This is a genomic window from Rhodanobacter sp. L36 (assembly GCF_009765755.1).
Taxonomy (GTDB): domain Bacteria; phylum Pseudomonadota; class Gammaproteobacteria; order Xanthomonadales; family Rhodanobacteraceae; genus Rhodanobacter.
This window is the reverse complement of the sequence record NZ_LMUV01000004.1, coordinates 216858-232854: the sequence shown is the minus strand read 5'-3', so window position 1 is coordinate 232854 and position 15997 is coordinate 216858. Positions and strand designations below refer to the sequence as shown.

Below are 15997 nucleotides of genomic sequence, written 5' to 3'. Positions count from 1 at the left end.
CTTTCGGCGAGAGCGACGCGTCCCGAAATTCAACCGCGGCGAAGCAGTTCGCGCAAATCGATCAGTGCCGCGTTCGCCCGCGAGACGTAGTTCGCCATCACCAGCGAATGATTGGCGAAGAAACCGAACGGCGAGCCATTCAATACCATCGGGCTGTTCAACGGCCGCTGTGCTTCTTCCAATTCGCGAATGACCTGCTCCAGGCTCACGTCCGCCCGCTTGCTACGCAGGATCGGACCGAAATCCTGCTGGAACGCCTTGAGCTGTTCCAACAACGTCCACGTGTATCCGCGCGCTTCGTAGAAATTGTCGTCGATCTTGGTCCACGGCGTCTTCACCATCCGTCCGCCATCGGGCGTGCGCACCGTGCTGGCGCCCGCAGGTTCGTCGGCAGCATCAACGTCACCGATGCGGATCTGGCCCACACTGGCGGACAATCGCTGCGACAACGAGCCAAGGCGCGACGACACGATCTGCAGGTAGTCGGCGAGGTTATCCGCGCGCGCATAGAAATGCGCATTGGCATCGGGCGCGTCGCCGAGACGCGACAGATAGCCGTCCAGATGGCCAATCGCCTTTGTGTACTGGCTCTCGGAACTCGGCAGCAGCCAACGATCGTTCGGACTGGAAAGCAGCGGGTCGGCCTCTGCCAGATCCTTGTCTTCGGTCGATTGCGTCTGCGATCGGCTGAAGTCGTTGCGCAACGCGCGCATCAGGTCGCGCGACGCGGTCAGCGAACCGAATTCCCAGTTCGGCACGTTGTCCATCAGCACGCCCGGCGGCAGCTTGTCGTTGCTGATATAGCCGCCGCGTTTGTCCAGAAGCGTATCGACTGAGGCGATCAACGTGGCGGTGGTGGTCGCACCCACGCTGGCGGGGCGCTTCAGTTCCTGCAGTTTGGCCTTGGTGACTGCAGCCGGATCGAACAGCGTCGGCTCCTTGTCCCACCACCACATCACGCCGCCGATCAGAACGACCAGTGCCACGACAAGGACGAGCACTGTTCGTCCAAGCGCGCCGCCGAAGCGACGGTTTGTAGAATCCTGATTCTGCATCGCGACGCTCCTGCCTGATGGGATAGGCGAAGCTTACAGGCCGATGGCGAGCGAAGCCCCTAAACGTGCCGGACCCTGCGATGGATGATCCCCGCGACGCGCGGCAACGAGATCAATGACGGCGCAGAGATAAGCTACTTTCTGGCGACAACGAGTACTTGCCGGCTGGTGAAGTCTGACCACGCGGACGATGTGTTGCATCGTCCGCGCATGAATCAACCGCGCTTGCCGGAAGATTTTTTCCCGGGCGAAGGCTTGGCCGGTTCACCCTTCTTGCCGAGCTGCTCAAGCAACGTGTTCATGTCTTCGGCGTGCTCTTCTTCCACTGCGAGAATGCCTTCGAGCACGCGGCGCGTGGTTGGATCGTCGGCGCCGATGTAAGTGATCATTTCCCGATAGCTGTCGATCGCGATGCGCTCGGCAACCAGATCTTCCTTGATCATGTCGACCAGATCGACGCCTTCGACATAATCGGAATGACTGCGGCTGAGCAAACCTTCGGGCGAAAGATTCGGCTTGCCGTCGAGCTGGGTAATGCGCTCGGCGATCTGGTCTGCATGGCCCTGCTCCTCGTTCGCGTGTTCGAGGAACTCGGCCTTGACGGCTTGCGAGTTGATGCCCGAAGCCATGTAGTAGTGGTACTTGTAGCGCAGTACGCAAACCAGCTCGGTGGCCAGCGCGTGATTGAGCAGCTTGATCACCGTCTCACGATCGGCGCCGTAGCCGGCGGTCATCGCACCCTTGTCGATGTCCTGCCGCGCCCGCTTGCGGATGTTCTCGATGTCGGTCACGAACGGCTTGGTCTTGGCCATGGCTTGCTCCTGCGGATGGATGAAAGGTATCGCTCGCACGGACATCGAACGTCCGGTCATCGTAGAAACGTTGATGGAAAAGCCAAGTGAAGACCGCTTCACTCTTTGCGCAATTTCAGGAGAACCCTCAGCGCGCGATGAATTTTTCAGCGCGTTCGATGGTCGCCTGCAGACGCGGGAGCACTTCGTCGATCAGGTCGGCATGTCGGCGCCATTTGTCCGGCGCTGGCTGCGACACGGTGTAACGCGACAACGGAAGCGCGCCTTCGAGTTTGCGATCCCAGGTCAGGCCGAGTGCAGCGCTGAGACGCGACATTTCCTTTGCGGGGTCGGCAACGAAAGCGTCGTAGCGAACCACGACGCAGCGATCGCGGGGCAGCGCCTCGAGATCATCGAGCAGGATGCGGGTGGTGGCTTCCCATTGCGCCGCCACGATGTCCTGCAGCGGCCGTCCATCCAGATCGCGCCACCCAGGCACCAGCAAGAGCGACCATGGAAGACCGTTCCATCCCGGCAGCACCGGATAGGTGCGGAATTTTCCGCTTTGCCACGCCTCGATCATGCTGCTCAAGGTTTCGCGGGGATCGCGGTACAGATAAACGAAGCGCGCCTCGGGAAAGATCTTCGCCAGAAAGGGAACGCGCAGCGTATTCTTCGGCGTCTTCTCCAGCATGCGAACCGGCAATTGATCGAGCGCATGGCCGTCGCGATCGCGCAGTTCGGAAAGGAAGCGATCACGCAGTTCGTGCGTCAGCTCGGGCGTCGCGACCTCGGCATCGAGGCGATTGGAATCGAAACCGCGCCGTGCCGGATGCAGCGCCTCCATGCCTTCGATCAGCGCGTGGCTTTCGCGGCCGATGGTGAAAAGATCGGAGGCTTGCGCGAGCGTTTCGAAAAGCAGTGTCGAACCCGATCGCGGCGACGAGAGGATGAAGATCGGCCGATCGAATTCTGGATCGCGCGCAACCGGCGCGGGCGCCGATGACGTCGCCTCGGCCTTCGCGGGTTGCCTCGGCTCATAACCATCGGGCACGCGATCGCTGTCGTTCAACGCAACGCTCAAAATCATGATGCGCAGACTGTTAGTCAGCAGGCCACCGTTGGCCAGTGTCAGCGAAGCTCCGACCTGCTGCATGAAGGCTTCGAAAGCCGCGAGCGCCCTGCGATACGCAGGCCAGCCGGCGCGGTCGGTGCCGAACTCGGCCCACAATTCCTGCCACAGGACCAGAAAGCGCGCCGTTCCCTGTTGTGCCGCTGCCAGCTGCGGATGCGGCCGCACCTCACTGAGCAAAAAGTGCACGTGCTCGCGCATTTCCCACGGCGACATGACCACCGGGATGTTCACCGATTCATATCGCAGTTTCGGTATCGCTCCGTCGATCGGTTCGACAGGCTCCGCATGCCAGCCTTCGAAGGCACCGTAACCCGGCGCGCGCCCGCGCTGCACAAGTCCCGAAAATGCCTCGCCACCGATGGTGTCCGCCACCAGATGGATGCGTTCGACGTCGGTGCTGTTGATCACCCGGTGCATGCGCCAGGTATCGAAGATCCAGCACTCGCCCGGCTTCATGTTGACCTCGGCATCGCCGCACAGGAAACGGACGTCGGGGCGGGTCACGATGGGCACATGCACGCGCATGCGCTCGCGCCAGTAATAATTGATGTCGAAATGCGGACTGACCTCGGCTTGGCCGCTGAGCTTCATCAGGCGCGTGCGACCCCAGACCGGGCCCAACGTTGCCAGCACCTGGGTCAGATATGGGCACTTGGCGAGATAAGCGGTCGGCCGCATCGGGCCTGATACGGAATCACTGTCCGGATCGCCATCGACGGAAATCAGCGGCAGCGCGAAATTGCCGGGAAATTTTTGCGGATGCTCGCGCCATTCCTCGACGCCCAATGCATCGATTTCCCGCGCCAGCGCTTCGGCGTTGAACTGCAAGGGCAGCTGGACAAACGGAACTTGCAATTTCATCGGCGCTTCCCTGATCGGTTGGCAGGAACTGTTGGGCGTTTCGTTTTATCTTCAGCAAGTCATCCAGCCCCGCGGATGACTGTCGATCGATCACGGCACAGACAGAAATTCTATCGACGATGATGCCATCACACAGCGCATTCATGGCGAACAGATCGAACGAGCGTGCGTACGACGGCAGCGCCCGCCCGGCATCATGGTGGATGCATGTTTCAAGCGAAGTGGAGCCGCCGAACTGGGCTTCGCGGATGGCGAAGCGGGGCACCACAGGAGCTCAGGGAACGGAGTTGCTCAGCGCGGCTTGTACGCGCGCAGGAACATGACCACGCCGGCGCGCGCAGTCGATTCGATTTCTTCTGCATAACTCTGCGGGCATTCGGCGCAGCCGAACATTTGCCGCATCATCAGGTTGCCCTTGATCAACGTCAGAAACTGCACCGATGCGCGCGCGGCGTCATCGATTTCAAGCTGGCCGGCGTCAACCGCTTGCCGCAGCAGACGTTCCAGCAAGCCGTGGGTCCGTGTGGCGCCTTCTTCCCAGATCAGCTTGCCGTAGCGCGGGTTGCCTTGGCGACAGTCGCTGAGAATGGCGCGGAAGGTGCCGACGGTTTCGGCATTGCAATCGAGGTGGGCGTGGGTAAGAGCCACCCGCAGCAAGGTTTCACCGATGTCCGCCTGCGGATCGTGGAAATAGGTTTCTTCCGGCAGGAGATCCTGAATCCGTGACCGTATGACTTCGCGGAAAAGGTTGTCCTTGTCACCGAAATGGCTGTAGACGGTGAGTTTCGAGACACCTGCATCGGCGGCGATGGCGTCCATGCTGGTGCCGGCGAAGGCATTGCGGATGAACAAGGCCTTCGCCGCAGCGAGGATTGCGGCACGCTTTTCCATGTCTTTCGGACGTCCAGGGCCCTGGGGTCTGATTTGCGCGCTCACCGTCATGCACCTTCACAAATGGAATACCGGGCTTTATTATACGCGGCGGTTCATTTATTTTCCAGAACCGCACTTTTCAATGGAATGCGCACAAAGAAACGGCTGGAATGCACGCCTTGCGAAGCGTGACTTTCGTCAGCCGCTCGCGGTGACTTCCGGCACTACGTGCTCTGCCTTGCAGCCGGCAGGCTTGTCATTGTCGGAATGAGGCCAAGCGCTTATCCTTTTTGACCTTTTCGATCCGCACGGGACGTTAGCAAGATGGCGATGAACTTCGAGCAGGCGCGACTGAACATGGTTGAGAACCAGGTGCGCCCGTGGGAGGTGCTCAACGGTCGCGTGCTGGACGTCATCAGCCGCGTGCATCGAGAGGACTTCGTCGCCGCGGAGCACCGCCAGATCGCCTTTGCGGACCTTTGTCTTCCCCTTGGTCACGGCGAAGTGATGATGAAGCCGGTGGTGGAAGGCCGCGTGCTGCAGGCGCTGGAGCTTCAGTCCACCGATCATGTGCTGGAGATCGGCACGGGTTCCGGGTTTCTCACAGCATGCCTCGCGGGCCTTTCGGCGCACGTGACGAGCGTGGACATCCATGCCGATTTCACCAGCGCCGCAGCGCAGCGGCTGGAATCCACCGGCGTGCGAAATGTCGCCCTGGTCACGGGCGATGCGGTCATCGGTTGGCAGCCAGACGGCCTGTTCGATGCGCTCGTGGTCACCGGCGCAGTAGCCGAGATTCCGCAACGCTGGCTGTCGTGGCTCAAGCCGGACGCACGCATGCTGGTGGTACGTGGCCAGTCGCCGGTGCAGCAAGCCACGTTACTGACGCACGAAGGTGCGGGTCGTTATCGCGAAGAGACCTTGTTCGAAACCGACCTGCCCTACCTTACCCATGCCGAACCGCTGCAGCGTTTCGTTTTTTGACTGGCATCCCCGAATGATCCCCACGAGGCAACCCATGCGTTTGAAGATGCTCACCCTGGCCCTGGCAATGGCCGTCGTTTCGCTGCCGAGCCATGGCGAGGATCTGCTTGATGCGTATCGTCAGGCGCGCGCCAACGACCCCGTGCTGTCGCAGGCCGATGCCAACCGCCTCGCAACGGGTGAAGGTGTGGACCAGGCCCGTGCCCTGCTGCTTCCCCAGATCAGCGCAGGTTTGACGCTCAGTCAGACCAACGGTAATTCCGACAACGAAAGCGGCCTGAGCGGCCTGGGGACAAACGGCAACGACTATCTGTGCAGTGGTCTTTCAGAAGGCACCGGCACGTATGCATGCACGGGTTTGGGCAACGGTGCGGGAACGGATGGATCGGGTGGCCACTCGCGCACACGCGATGCGTCGGCCACGCTGACCCAGACCGTGCTCGACTTCAGCCAGTACGCGAACCTCAAGGCTGCGCATTCGGCATCGAGCGCGCAGGACGAGACCTATCAGGCAGCGGTGCAGAATCTCTACGTGCGCGTCGCCACCGCCTACTTCGCCATATTGACCGACGAAGACCAGCTGACCTTCGCGCAGGCCAACGAAGACGCGTTCAAGCGGCAGTACGAGCAGGCCGATCAGCAGTTCAAGGTGGGCTTGGCCGCGATCACCGGCGTGTATCAGGCGAAGGCGTTCTACGACAACGCCAAGACCACCACCGTGAACGCGCAGAACACGCTCAACAACGACAAGGAAGCGTTGCGCGTCATCACCGGCACGCCGACCGGCGAGCTGAAAAAGTTGCGCGACGACCTGCCAATGCAGCCGCCTTCGCCGAACGATCCGGACACCTGGGTCAAGCAGGCACTGGAACTCAACCCGAATCTGTTGACGCAGCAGTACAACGTGCAGACCGCCGAACACAACATCAGCGCGGCGCGCGCCGGCCATCTGCCGACGATCACGGCGAGCGTCAATTACGGCAAGGGTGCCACTTGGTTTCAGAACGACAATGCCAGCGGCCAGCGGTCGCCGGCATCGACCACCATCGGGCTGACCTTGAACGTACCGATCTTCTCCGGCGGCCTCACGCAGTCACGCGTGCGGCAGTCGATTGACGAACGCGACGCCGCCAGCGATGCCATGGAACTGCAGCGCCGTCAGGTGGTGCAGGACACGCTCAATTATTTCCGCTCCGTGATCGCAGGCATCTCGCAGGTGGACTCGGCCAAGGCCTCGGTGGACTCGGCGCAGAAAGCACTGGAAGCGACCAAGGCAGGCTACGAAGTCGGCACGCAGACCATGACCGATGTGTTGCTCGCCATTCAGACGCTGACCCAGTCCGAAGGCAGCTACTCGCAGGCGCGCCACCAGTTCATCCTCAACAAGCTGCTGCTGCAGCAGAGCGCGGGCACGGCGGACGTGAAGGATCTCGAATCGATCAATACCTTGCTGCAGTAAGCGCAAGCGAAAGGTTTAGAAAAAAGCCGGCATACAGCCGGCTTTTTTCATGGATGATTTTTTTCCCGAAGCGCCACGTCGATCAATTTCATGATCCGCTGCACTGCGCCGCGTTCGCGGTCGAAAACCTTCTGCGCCGCCAGGCCCATGCGCTCACGCTTGTCCTTGTCGCGCAAAAGCTGCAGCACGTCATGCCCGAGTTGATCGCTGCTGCCCACACGTTCGGCACCGCCCTGCTGAATCAGGCTGAGGGTGATCTCCTCGAAGTTGAACGTGTGTGGGCCGACCAGCACGGGGGTCGATAACGCGGCCGGTTCCAACACATTGTGGCCGCCAATCGGCACCAGGCTGCCGCCCACGAAAGCCACATCCGCCGCAGCGAAAAATGGCATCAACTGCCCCATCGCATCGATCACGAAAACCTGATGCGTCGGCAGCGGCATGGCATTGGCACTTCGCGTGCCCACGGTGAAGCCGAGACTGCGCACCGAATGCTCGACCAGCCGGAATCGTTCGGGATGGCGCGGTGCCAGCAGCAGCAATGCGTCCGGCAGTCGCTGCAGCACCTGCAGGTGCGCTTCCAGCACGGCCTGCTCCTCGCCCTCGTGCGTACTCGCAGCCATCCAGACCGGACGACGCGCGCCCCAGTGTTCGCGCATCGCATCGCCGTTCGCCACGGCGCCATCCGGAATGAGCATGTCGAACTTCATGTTGCCCGTCACCACGATCCGCTGCGGGTCTGCCCCGAGCAATCGATAACGTGCCGCATCGGTCCTCGACTGCGCAGCGATCTGGCGCACGCATCGCAACGCCGAGCGCGCAAGTCCGCGAAACGGTTTGTATCCACGCAAAGACCGCTCGGACAATCGCGCGTTGACGATCATGAGCGGAATGCCGCGGCGGCGACACGCAAAGTAGAGGTTCGGCCAGATTTCGGTTTCGATAATCAGCGCCAAACGCGGCTGGATACGGCGCATGAAGCGGCTCACGGCAAACGGCAGGTCGTACGGCAGATACACGTGGAAAACGCTGTCGCCGAAAAGTTGATGCACTCGGGCGGTGCCGGTGGGTGTGATCGTGGTGACGACGAATGGCGCACCGGGATAATCCCTGCGCAGCGCCTTGATCAGTGGTTCGGCGGCGTTGACTTCGCCAACGGATACCGCATGAATCCAGAAACTGTCCTTGAACCCCGGCGCGTCGAAGAAACCGAAGCGCTCCGGCCAGCGTCGATGATAGGGACGCGAGCGCACGCCGCGCGCGAGTAGCCGCAGAACCAGCAACGGCGTCGCCAGAAACATCGCGAGGGTATAGAGATAGCGCAAGGGTCGATCCATCAATGGACGCCGGAGTATAGCGACAGCGCCGCATGCGAGCCGCGCCGGATGCGGACCGCTACAATTCGTGGATGCCCGGCATGCCTCGCCCCATTTTCTCCCGATCATTGCTAGCGCCACGTCACTGGCCGGCATGGCTGGGCGTGGGCGTGATCTGGGTGATCGCGCACATGCCGTACTCGCTGCTGATGTTTGTCGGCCGACGACTGGGCGCGATCGTGCTGCGCATTCCTTCGGCGCGTCGGCATATCGCGCAGGTCAATATCGGCCTGTGTTTTCCCGAGCTCGATGCAGCGGCACAAGCGGCGCTGGTCGATCGCAATCTGCGCGACATCGGTTTGATGCTGGTCGAATTCGCGCTGGGCTGGATGGCCAGCGATCGTGCGATGGCACGCATCCCGCTGTCGATCGAAGGACTCGAGCATCTCGAATCGGCACGCGCACAAGGCAAGGGCGTGCTGTTGGTCGGCGGACACTTTTCCCATCTCGAGCTATGCGCTCGCCTCGTGTCCGAACGCATCCGCATCGCTGGCATGTACCGGAAAATGGATTCCACCGTGTTCGAGTGGACCGTGCTTCGTGCTCGCCTGCACTACGCCGAAGCGATGTTCGACAAGGACGACATACGCGGCACCGTCAAACATCTGCGCAACGGCGGCACACTCTGGTACGCACCTGATCAGGACATGCGCAGCAAGGACAGCGTGTTCGCGCCGTTTTTCGACGTCCCCGCCGCGACAATCACCGCGACCCATCACCTTGCGCGGATGTCGGGCGCCATGGTGATTCCGTTCTTCCACAGGCGACTGCCGAATGGTCGCGGCTACGCACTGCGGCTTGGCGCGCCGCTGGAAAATTTCCCCGGTGCGGATGCGCGTGTCGATACGGCACGCGTCAACGCCTCCATCGAGCAGATGGTACGGGAGGCGCCCGAGCAATATCTGTGGGTACACAAGCGGTTCAAGACGCGTCCGCTTGGCCAACCGGATGTCTACGAGCGCAAAGCATCTCAAGAACGTTCCGTCTAGCCGACGGCGTGCCGTAACTCCGCACCGGTACCAAAACGCATCCGATCCTTCGCCATGTCGAGACGAATCCGACGCAGACGCAAAGCTTTTGCGTAGAGCGCCACATCAGCGGCATGAAAATCGCGCACGGCTTTCAGGAATCCTTCGTCCAGTTCGGCGATCGATGCAGTGCGTGGTGTGGCGTTGTGGTGTTGATGCGGCAACTTGGTCGAGAGGTATCGACTCGAAAATTCGTCGAGCTCTTGCTGAAAATATTCGCAGATACCCACGAAGGAGAATTTTTCGATCGGAAATCTCCACAGGTACTGCGTGTAAATATTCCTGAATTCCCCACTGAAACAAAACCGTTCCAGGCTCCAGTCTTCCTCGATCATCTGCCGATGATGCGGCGCGGCGGTCGCTTCATCGTAACTGTGCCGCCAATAGTGATAGTGCGAAAACATTCGCGCTACCGGCTCCCGCATCCACGTCACGAATGTCAGTGCGCGGTTTTGTCCAAGGGGCAAATACTTCGCGGGCAGAAAATGCCCATGAACACACTCGATCTTTTCGAGATCCTGCTCTGCCATGGCAAGCCCTGCAGCAATGGTCTGCTGCCATCGCTCCACCGGAGATTTGCAGATCGCCTGATCACCGTTGTCATACTTGAGCCGATCACCGAAATGCATGGCTAGCGAAACGCCAAAACTTGTTCCCGCGGTTTTAGGCAGGTGTACCGAGATAATGGTCATGCAGCCTCCCCCAAGGCAGTTGACCCCGCTATCCCTACGGGTCATTTATATAAGAAGTAGATGAATCTCCATCGAGTTGTGCTTCCTTGTTGCCGCGTCACTCAGATACGAATATCCGCGTGTCGACCCATCCCGAAAATCTCTGACTCGCAACGGAAATCCCGCTGTGAAACTCTGCAGAAAACGCCACAAATATTTTACTGCTGCGGCCGCTGCGTCGCTTTCGACGTCGGGTCGCGTTTGGCATCCATGTTTCAAGCAACGGCCTGCGCTCCGGCGGGGCGTAACCATATGGCGTCAGTGCGTCATTCTATTTTTTCAAAAATCCCTGGCGGTATTACACCGCCAGGGATCGTTATGCCTCAGAACTTACGGTGCCGGCGGTGGTGCGGGCGGTGCATTGACGAAGGCGCGCCACGCGATGAGCAGGTTTCTTGCATTGACTGAGCCCAGGCCCGCAGCGAAGCTCCAACCCGGCTGCGCACCGTACGCCTTGTTGGCAACGCCGTATGCCGTAGGAGCGGCATCCGTCGTGGTCAAACCAAGTTGATCCGCCCCTTGCCCCACTGTTCCGTAGAAGTAGCAGTTGGCGGTTGTGAACGGATCCGTGAAGAGCGCCGGGTTAGGCTGATAACACTGCGTCGAAATGGATCCGCGAGTGACGTTATGGAACACGCAGCTATCCGTTCCGGTGGCGCCGTTGTCTGCGCTGCACGCAGCCAGACTGGCGGGTGACGTGCCGGTGGCACCGCCGTACTCGTTCGCCGCCAGCGCATAGAGCGTCGGCGCCGCATTGCCCTGGTTGATGGGCAGTCCACGAGCGGCCAGACCTTGATCCATCAGCGCCTGGATGCCTGCAAACATCGGTGACGCCAGCGATGTGCCACCGCTGAGAGCCGTCGATCCGGAGTAGTCCGGAGTACACGGGTAGTAGGACGTGCAAGTAACTACATAGGTGTAGCCACCGTAGGAACCGGCAAACAACGAAACGTCGGGAAGGTCGCGTGACTGATCCTTCGCCGCGTTGAAGATCTGCCGCTGCCATGCCGGTTTGGCATCCACGGACGATGGGCCACCGCTACCGGCCTCGGACGTGGCGTAGGCGCCGTTGGGATCGTACTTGAGGTATTCCTTGCAGAAGTCCAGAGCGCTGCTGAAGCCGCCGACCGACTTGGCTGCAACGCCATTACCGCAAGACTGGTTCCACGGAATCTCGGGCACGTACGACAGTGCCGAACCGCCATTCGGGTTGGTGGTCGGCGCGAAATATTTGCTGGTCGTCCCATCGAGAACGTCAGCCGTATCCAGGCCGCCAACGCCCGTGACGTGCGGCGAGGTTGCGAACGAGTTGGCGTCCACGGCGGAGTTGCCGTAATAGCCGTTGATCAACCCGCCGTTGAAGCTCGGGTTGGAACCGGAGTCGCCCGTCGACACGAAGACGGAGATGCCTTCCGCATCCGCCTGTGCCCACATCAGGTCAATAGCCGTCTTGCTGGCCGTATCGGTGAAATATTCGCCGTAGCCATAGCTGGCGCTGATGATGTTCGGACGTCCACTTGTCTGGTTGATCAGATTGGTAGCCGCGATGAATGTACCGCCGAAGAAATTGTCGGTGGCAGGGTCGAAGTCGGCGTCGTAGTCAGAGCAGCTGGCGACCACGATGTTGGCGCCCGGAGCGATGGCCGTTGACCATTCGGCGTCGAGCAACGTTTCGCCACCGTCTTCGGTACCGAACTGCGTGCCCGGATCGATGCAGTTGTTGGGGCCACTTGCGGCAGGCGGAGCCACCTGGGCAAACGTGCCGCCATACTGAGCGAGGTTGAACTGAGTACGGAAGTTGTCCCAGTCAGCCGGCACCATGTTTTCGTCTTCCACCACCGCAATGGTGACACCTGCGCCGGTCACGCCATTGGCGCGCAGCGGAGCGACGTTATACATCGTGGCCACATCGTCGGGCACCAAGCCGCGCAACGCGCCACCGTTGAAGGAAATCGCCTGATTGATGACCTTGGCGCCGGACTTCGCGTCTGCGGCATTCTTGGCCTTTGAAACAAACCCTTTCTTCGAAGTATTCCACTGCGCGATTTCGGACTTCTTGTGCAACGACTTCGGATGGAAGTCATTCAAGCCCATCACGCCTGCGACGACCGACTTCAATGCAGCCGGAATGCTGATGTCGCTGCTGTTGGCAAGGTGCTTCTGCTTGCCGATCGTGTAGATGCCTTCCTGCGTGTGGAACGCCGCGCGTACTTGTGCCGCGGTGCCGCTGAAGTCGATCTGTGTCTTGTTGGGATAAACGCTGTTGACGGTGAAACCCTGCGATGTAAGCCAGGCGGTCACCGCAGCAATATCGCTATCGACAGCGCCGTACGCATTACCGAATTGCGCCGGCGTCAGCCACTTCTGGAATTGGGCCGACTTGGGATTGTGCTGATTGGCAATCAGCGTCTCCATCTGAGCCTGCCTCAGCGCGCTGGGCTTGAGGATCAACTGCAGGTGATTCATTTTGGTCGAATCGGCCACATTGACGGCAGATTTTTTGCCGACGAATCCGAGATGGGTTTTGGGAAGCGTGACGAGTGAGGTGCTGTTGACGACTTGGGTTATCCGTCCGGCTTCGCCAGTGGACGCTGCATTTCCGGCAGCACTTGGCTGGGCCATCAATGCCGCTGGCGTACAGGCCAGCGCGGCGGCAATGGACAAGCTCAGGGTCAGGTACTTCTGTTTCATGATGAGTTCCCTTGTGTAAGTTGATCAAAAGTTGATGGCGTACTTGCCTTATCCACTTGCGATTAGCACTCACGACATCCCTACTTCTGCACATCCCCTGTTTCAAATCGCCGCCGTTGGACCCCGTCGATTTGTGCGACACGATGAAGGCATTGCACCTGCAATCTTGTCGTCTTGCCTGCTATCCCTATAAAACTATCGACTCCCGTTTAAGCAAATTGATAGAAGCGGCTCCACCGAGTTTGCGACCTGTTGGCGCAATCCGCAACGAAAAAAAATCGACCCGCTGAAATCACCGAATAACTTCCAAGAAGGATTGAAATCGAACGTGAAGATTATGTAGACGTAATGTTCCCGTATTTAGCGAGCCAGTGCTCCAGCTATCAATTCATGCAGCACAAACAGCCTTCACAAATATGAATATTCACATTTGTGAAGGCATATTCCATTTCGATAAGCGCCCAAGCTGTTGCCGCTTGGACGCTCTTACACATCAATGTGTTTTTGCGTGAAGGCAAACTTGTAGTCGTTACTTCGAAAGCGCCGCGGTCGCTGCCGGAGCTGCAGCTGGTGCGTTGACAAAGGCGCGCCACGCGATCAGCAGGTTACGTGTATCCACCGAGCCGAGGCCGCTGGCAAAGCTCCAGCCAGGCTGCGCAATAAACGCCTTGTTGGTATTCGAGTAGGTCGTCGGACTCGCATCCGTCGTGGTGAGACCAACCCGGACCGTTACCCCACCATTTTCCGGTATGGAAGTGTAGAAGTAGCAATTAGGTGTGGTGAACAACGGCTGCGCATCGTAACAATTGCTTGAAATCGAACCACGCGTGATGTTGTGAAACACGCAGGCGGACGTGCCCGTAGCGCCATTGTCCGAGTTGCAGGCAGCCAGGCTTGCAGGTGCAATGCCGGTGGAACCACCGTACTCATTGGCAGCCAGTGCATACAGCGTTGGGGCCGCATTACCCTGGTTCGCCTGCAACCCGCGCATGACCAGGCCTTGATCGATCAGTGCCTGGATACCGGCGAACATCGGCGAGGCCAACGAAGTACCGCCCGTGATCGAAATCTCTCCCGAGAAATCGGGCGAGCACGGATACTTCGCCGTGCAATCGATGGCCCAGGTCAATCCAGCGAATGAGCCCGCGAACAACGATACGTCGGGCAGATCGCGCGACTGATCCCTGGCGGCATTGAAAATCTGACGCTGCCAAACCGGCTTGCGCACCACCGACGATGGACCACCACTGCCAGCCTCGGACTGGAAGCCCGGGCTGCGTGAAGGATCGATGTCACCGGCCACATCCGCATTGCAGAAATCGACAGCGCTGCTGTAGCCCAGAGACTTGGCTGCCACGCCGTTGCCGCACGACTGGTTCCACGGAATTTCCGGCACGTAGGACAACGCCGATCCACCGACCACGCTGTGAGTCGGGGCGAAATACTTGCTGGTGGTGCCATCAAGGACGTCGGCGGTGTCGGTACCGCCCACGCTGGTGACGTTGGTGGAAGTGGCGAACGAGTTGGCATCCACTGCCGTGCCGCCGTAATAGCTGTTGATGAGGCGGCCGTTGAAGCTCGGGTTGGAGCCGGAATCGCCGGTCGACACAAAGACCGAAATACCTTCGGCATCGGCCTGCGCCCACATCAAGTCGATCGCGGTCTTGCTCGCGGTATCGGTGAAGAACTCACCAAAGCCGTAGCTCGCGCTGATGACGTTCGGACGCACATCCGCGTTGATGATGTTGGTACCGGCAGCGAACACGCCGCCGAAGAAGTTGTCGATGCCGGTATCGGCACAGGTGGCGACCACGATGGCCGCACCCGGAGCAACCGCGGCAGCCCACTCAGCGTCGAGCACCGTTTCGCCACTTTCAGTAGTCGCCGTCGCCGTCGCTGGCGCATCGCACTGGCTCGGTCCGACCGGATGGGTCTGGGCAAAGGTACCGCCGTACTGAACGAGATTGAACTGTGTGACAAAGTTAGGCCAGTCCGCTTCAACCATGTCTGCATCTTCAATCACCGCAATCGTGATGCCGGTGCCGACCACGCCATTCGTGCGCAGGCTCTTGAAGTTGTACATCGTGGCGATGTCATTCGGCACCAGACCGCGAGCGCCGTTAGTGAAGCTGATCGCCTGACCTTTCTTGCCCGTCTTCGCCACCGCAACCGGTGCGTTCAGCGGTTTCAGGGCGAGGCCTTTGCCGGACGGATCCAGTTTCATGGCCTTCTGCTGTTTCAACAGCGCTTTCGGATGAAAGTCATTCAGGCCAGCCACGCCGACGACGACGGCCGACAGCGCACTCGGAATGCTGATGTCGCGCGCATTCGCCACATGACTGGTGCCGTTCGCCAGCTTGTAATTGTTTTCCTGCGTATGGAACGAGCGATTCACCTGACCGGCGGTACCGCTGAAATCGATCTGCATCTTGTTCGGGTAAACGCCGTGGACAGTGAAGCCCTGCGACACCAGCCAGGCCTTGGTCGCCTGGATGTCGCTATCGGCAACACCGAACGCATCACCGAACTGCTGCGGCGTGAGCCACTGCTGGAATTTGGCGGACTTCGGATTGTGCTGGTCCGCCATGAACTGTGTCAGGGCCGCTTCACGCAGTGCACTGCGCTTGAGGATCAGCTGCAAGTGATTCATCTGCGTCGCATCAGCCAACTGGCTGACCGGCTTTGCCTTGTTGACGAACTTCAGGTGGCTCTGCGCGACGGCAGATACGACGTTGGCATTCACGGCCTGCGTGACGCGCGCCGATTCGGCGGTGTTGACGCCCGCCAGCGCCTGGCCACTCGCCGCAACCGGCTGCGCCATCACAGATGTACTGGCAAGCGCGGCGGCAATGGATGCGGAGAGAATGAAATAGCTTTGCTTCATGGATGAAACCCCTTGAATGTAAGTTGGTCAAAAGTTGATGGCGCACTTGCCTGATCCACTTCGCGAACGGCGCTGCATCCTTGGCTGCCGTTCGAATACCACCAGTTGCCCGCCTTCCAACTGGCCTAA

The 15997-nt window shown here is 60.0% G+C and carries 11 protein-coding genes; 3 read left to right on the top strand and 8 right to left on the bottom strand.

The features are described from left to right. Positions 1-29 precede the first annotated feature (29 nt). The 4 genes from GSQ73_RS08175 to GSQ73_RS08160 all read right to left on the bottom strand — a co-directional run bounded on the left by GSQ73_RS08175 (position 30) and on the right by GSQ73_RS08160 (position 4733). Positions 30-1055 carry a DUF2333 family protein gene (locus GSQ73_RS08175; RefSeq protein WP_158882861.1) on the bottom strand — a complete coding sequence of 342 codons (1026 nt, stop codon included), beginning with the start codon at positions 1053-1055 and terminating at the stop codon, positions 30-32. A gap of 215 nt (positions 1056-1270) precedes the next feature. Further along, entirely contained in the window at positions 1271-1867 is a 597-nt protein-coding gene (locus tag GSQ73_RS08170) for a DUF892 family protein (RefSeq protein WP_158882859.1), read from the bottom strand. A 127-nt stretch (positions 1868-1994) separates the two neighbouring features. Next, a complete protein-coding gene (locus tag GSQ73_RS08165) occupies positions 1995-3842 on the bottom strand; it encodes a sulfotransferase (protein ID WP_158882857.1) in 1848 nt (615 codons plus the stop codon). A gap of 291 nt (positions 3843-4133) precedes the next feature. Continuing rightward, positions 4134-4733, bottom strand: a complete 600-nt coding sequence (locus GSQ73_RS08160) for a TetR/AcrR family transcriptional regulator (RefSeq protein ID WP_254063331.1) — start codon at positions 4731-4733, stop codon at positions 4134-4136. 306 nt (positions 4734-5039) lie between these two features. Between GSQ73_RS08160 and GSQ73_RS08155 the strand changes: the two genes are divergently transcribed. Together GSQ73_RS08155 and GSQ73_RS08150 are read left to right on the top strand one after the other, a co-directional pair. Then, complete coding sequence (locus tag GSQ73_RS08155) at positions 5040-5699, top strand: protein-L-isoaspartate O-methyltransferase (protein WP_158882853.1); 660 nt, start codon at positions 5040-5042, stop codon at positions 5697-5699. Positions 5700-5733: 34 nt separating this feature from the next. After that, on the top strand, positions 5734-7158 hold the full coding sequence (locus GSQ73_RS08150) for a TolC family outer membrane protein (RefSeq protein ID WP_158882851.1): 1425 nt from the start codon (positions 5734-5736) through the stop codon (positions 7156-7158). A 47-nt stretch (positions 7159-7205) separates the two neighbouring features. Here the strand turns inward: GSQ73_RS08150 and waaA are convergent, their stop codons facing one another. After that, a complete protein-coding gene (waaA, locus tag GSQ73_RS08145; protein ID WP_174236076.1) occupies positions 7206-8495 on the bottom strand; it encodes a lipid IV(A) 3-deoxy-D-manno-octulosonic acid transferase in 1290 nt (429 codons plus the stop codon). 80 nt (positions 8496-8575) lie between these two features. Between waaA and lpxL the strand changes: the two genes are divergently transcribed. Then, positions 8576-9523, top strand: coding sequence for an LpxL/LpxP family Kdo(2)-lipid IV(A) lauroyl/palmitoleoyl acyltransferase (gene lpxL / locus GSQ73_RS08140; protein ID WP_158882849.1), 948 nt, complete (start codon positions 8576-8578; stop codon positions 9521-9523). Here the strand turns inward: lpxL and GSQ73_RS08135 are convergent. From GSQ73_RS08135 to GSQ73_RS08125, 3 genes are all read right to left on the bottom strand, one after another. Continuing rightward, positions 9520-10254, bottom strand: a complete 735-nt coding sequence (locus GSQ73_RS08135; RefSeq protein ID WP_158882847.1) for a hypothetical protein — start codon at positions 10252-10254, stop codon at positions 9520-9522. The genes lpxL and GSQ73_RS08135 overlap by 4 nt on opposite strands. A gap of 369 nt (positions 10255-10623) precedes the next feature. Next, positions 10624-12984 carry a S53 family peptidase gene (locus tag GSQ73_RS08130; protein WP_158882845.1) on the bottom strand — a complete coding sequence of 787 codons (2361 nt, stop codon included), beginning with the start codon at positions 12982-12984 and terminating at the stop codon, positions 10624-10626. Positions 12985-13513: 529 nt separating this feature from the next. After that, positions 13514-15868 carry a protease pro-enzyme activation domain-containing protein gene (locus tag GSQ73_RS08125; RefSeq protein WP_158882843.1) on the bottom strand — a complete coding sequence of 785 codons (2355 nt, stop codon included), beginning with the start codon at positions 15866-15868 and terminating at the stop codon, positions 13514-13516. Between the last annotated feature and the right edge of the window lie 129 nt (positions 15869-15997).

What these genes read in the sequence shown, in the direction of transcription:
- GSQ73_RS08170 (WP_158882859.1), bottom strand. Translation starts at nt 1,867, where the DNA reads ATGGCCAAGACCAAGCCGTTCGTGACCGACATCGAGAACATCCGCAAG.
- GSQ73_RS08160 (WP_254063331.1), bottom strand. Translation starts at nt 4,733, where the DNA reads ATGGAAAAGCGTGCCGCAATCCTCGCTGCGGCGAAGGCCTTGTTCATC.
- lpxL (WP_158882849.1), top strand. Translation starts at nt 8,576, where the DNA reads ATGCCTCGCCCCATTTTCTCCCGATCATTGCTAGCGCCACGTCACTGG.
- GSQ73_RS08125 (WP_158882843.1), bottom strand. Translation starts at nt 15,868, where the DNA reads ATGAAGCAAAGCTATTTCATTCTCTCCGCATCCATTGCCGCCGCGCTT.
- waaA (WP_174236076.1), bottom strand. Translation starts at nt 8,495, where the DNA reads ATGGATCGACCCTTGCGCTATCTCTATACCCTCGCGATGTTTCTGGCG.
- GSQ73_RS08130 (WP_158882845.1), bottom strand. Translation starts at nt 12,984, where the DNA reads ATGAAACAGAAGTACCTGACCCTGAGCTTGTCCATTGCCGCCGCGCTG.
- GSQ73_RS08135 (WP_158882847.1), bottom strand. Translation starts at nt 10,254, where the DNA reads ATGACCATTATCTCGGTACACCTGCCTAAAACCGCGGGAACAAGTTTT.
- GSQ73_RS08150 (WP_158882851.1), top strand. Translation starts at nt 5,734, where the DNA reads ATGCGTTTGAAGATGCTCACCCTGGCCCTGGCAATGGCCGTCGTTTCG.
- GSQ73_RS08175 (WP_158882861.1), bottom strand. Translation starts at nt 1,055, where the DNA reads ATGCAGAATCAGGATTCTACAAACCGTCGCTTCGGCGGCGCGCTTGGA.
- GSQ73_RS08165 (WP_158882857.1), bottom strand. Translation starts at nt 3,842, where the DNA reads ATGAAATTGCAAGTTCCGTTTGTCCAGCTGCCCTTGCAGTTCAACGCC.
- GSQ73_RS08155 (WP_158882853.1), top strand. Translation starts at nt 5,040, where the DNA reads ATGGCGATGAACTTCGAGCAGGCGCGACTGAACATGGTTGAGAACCAG.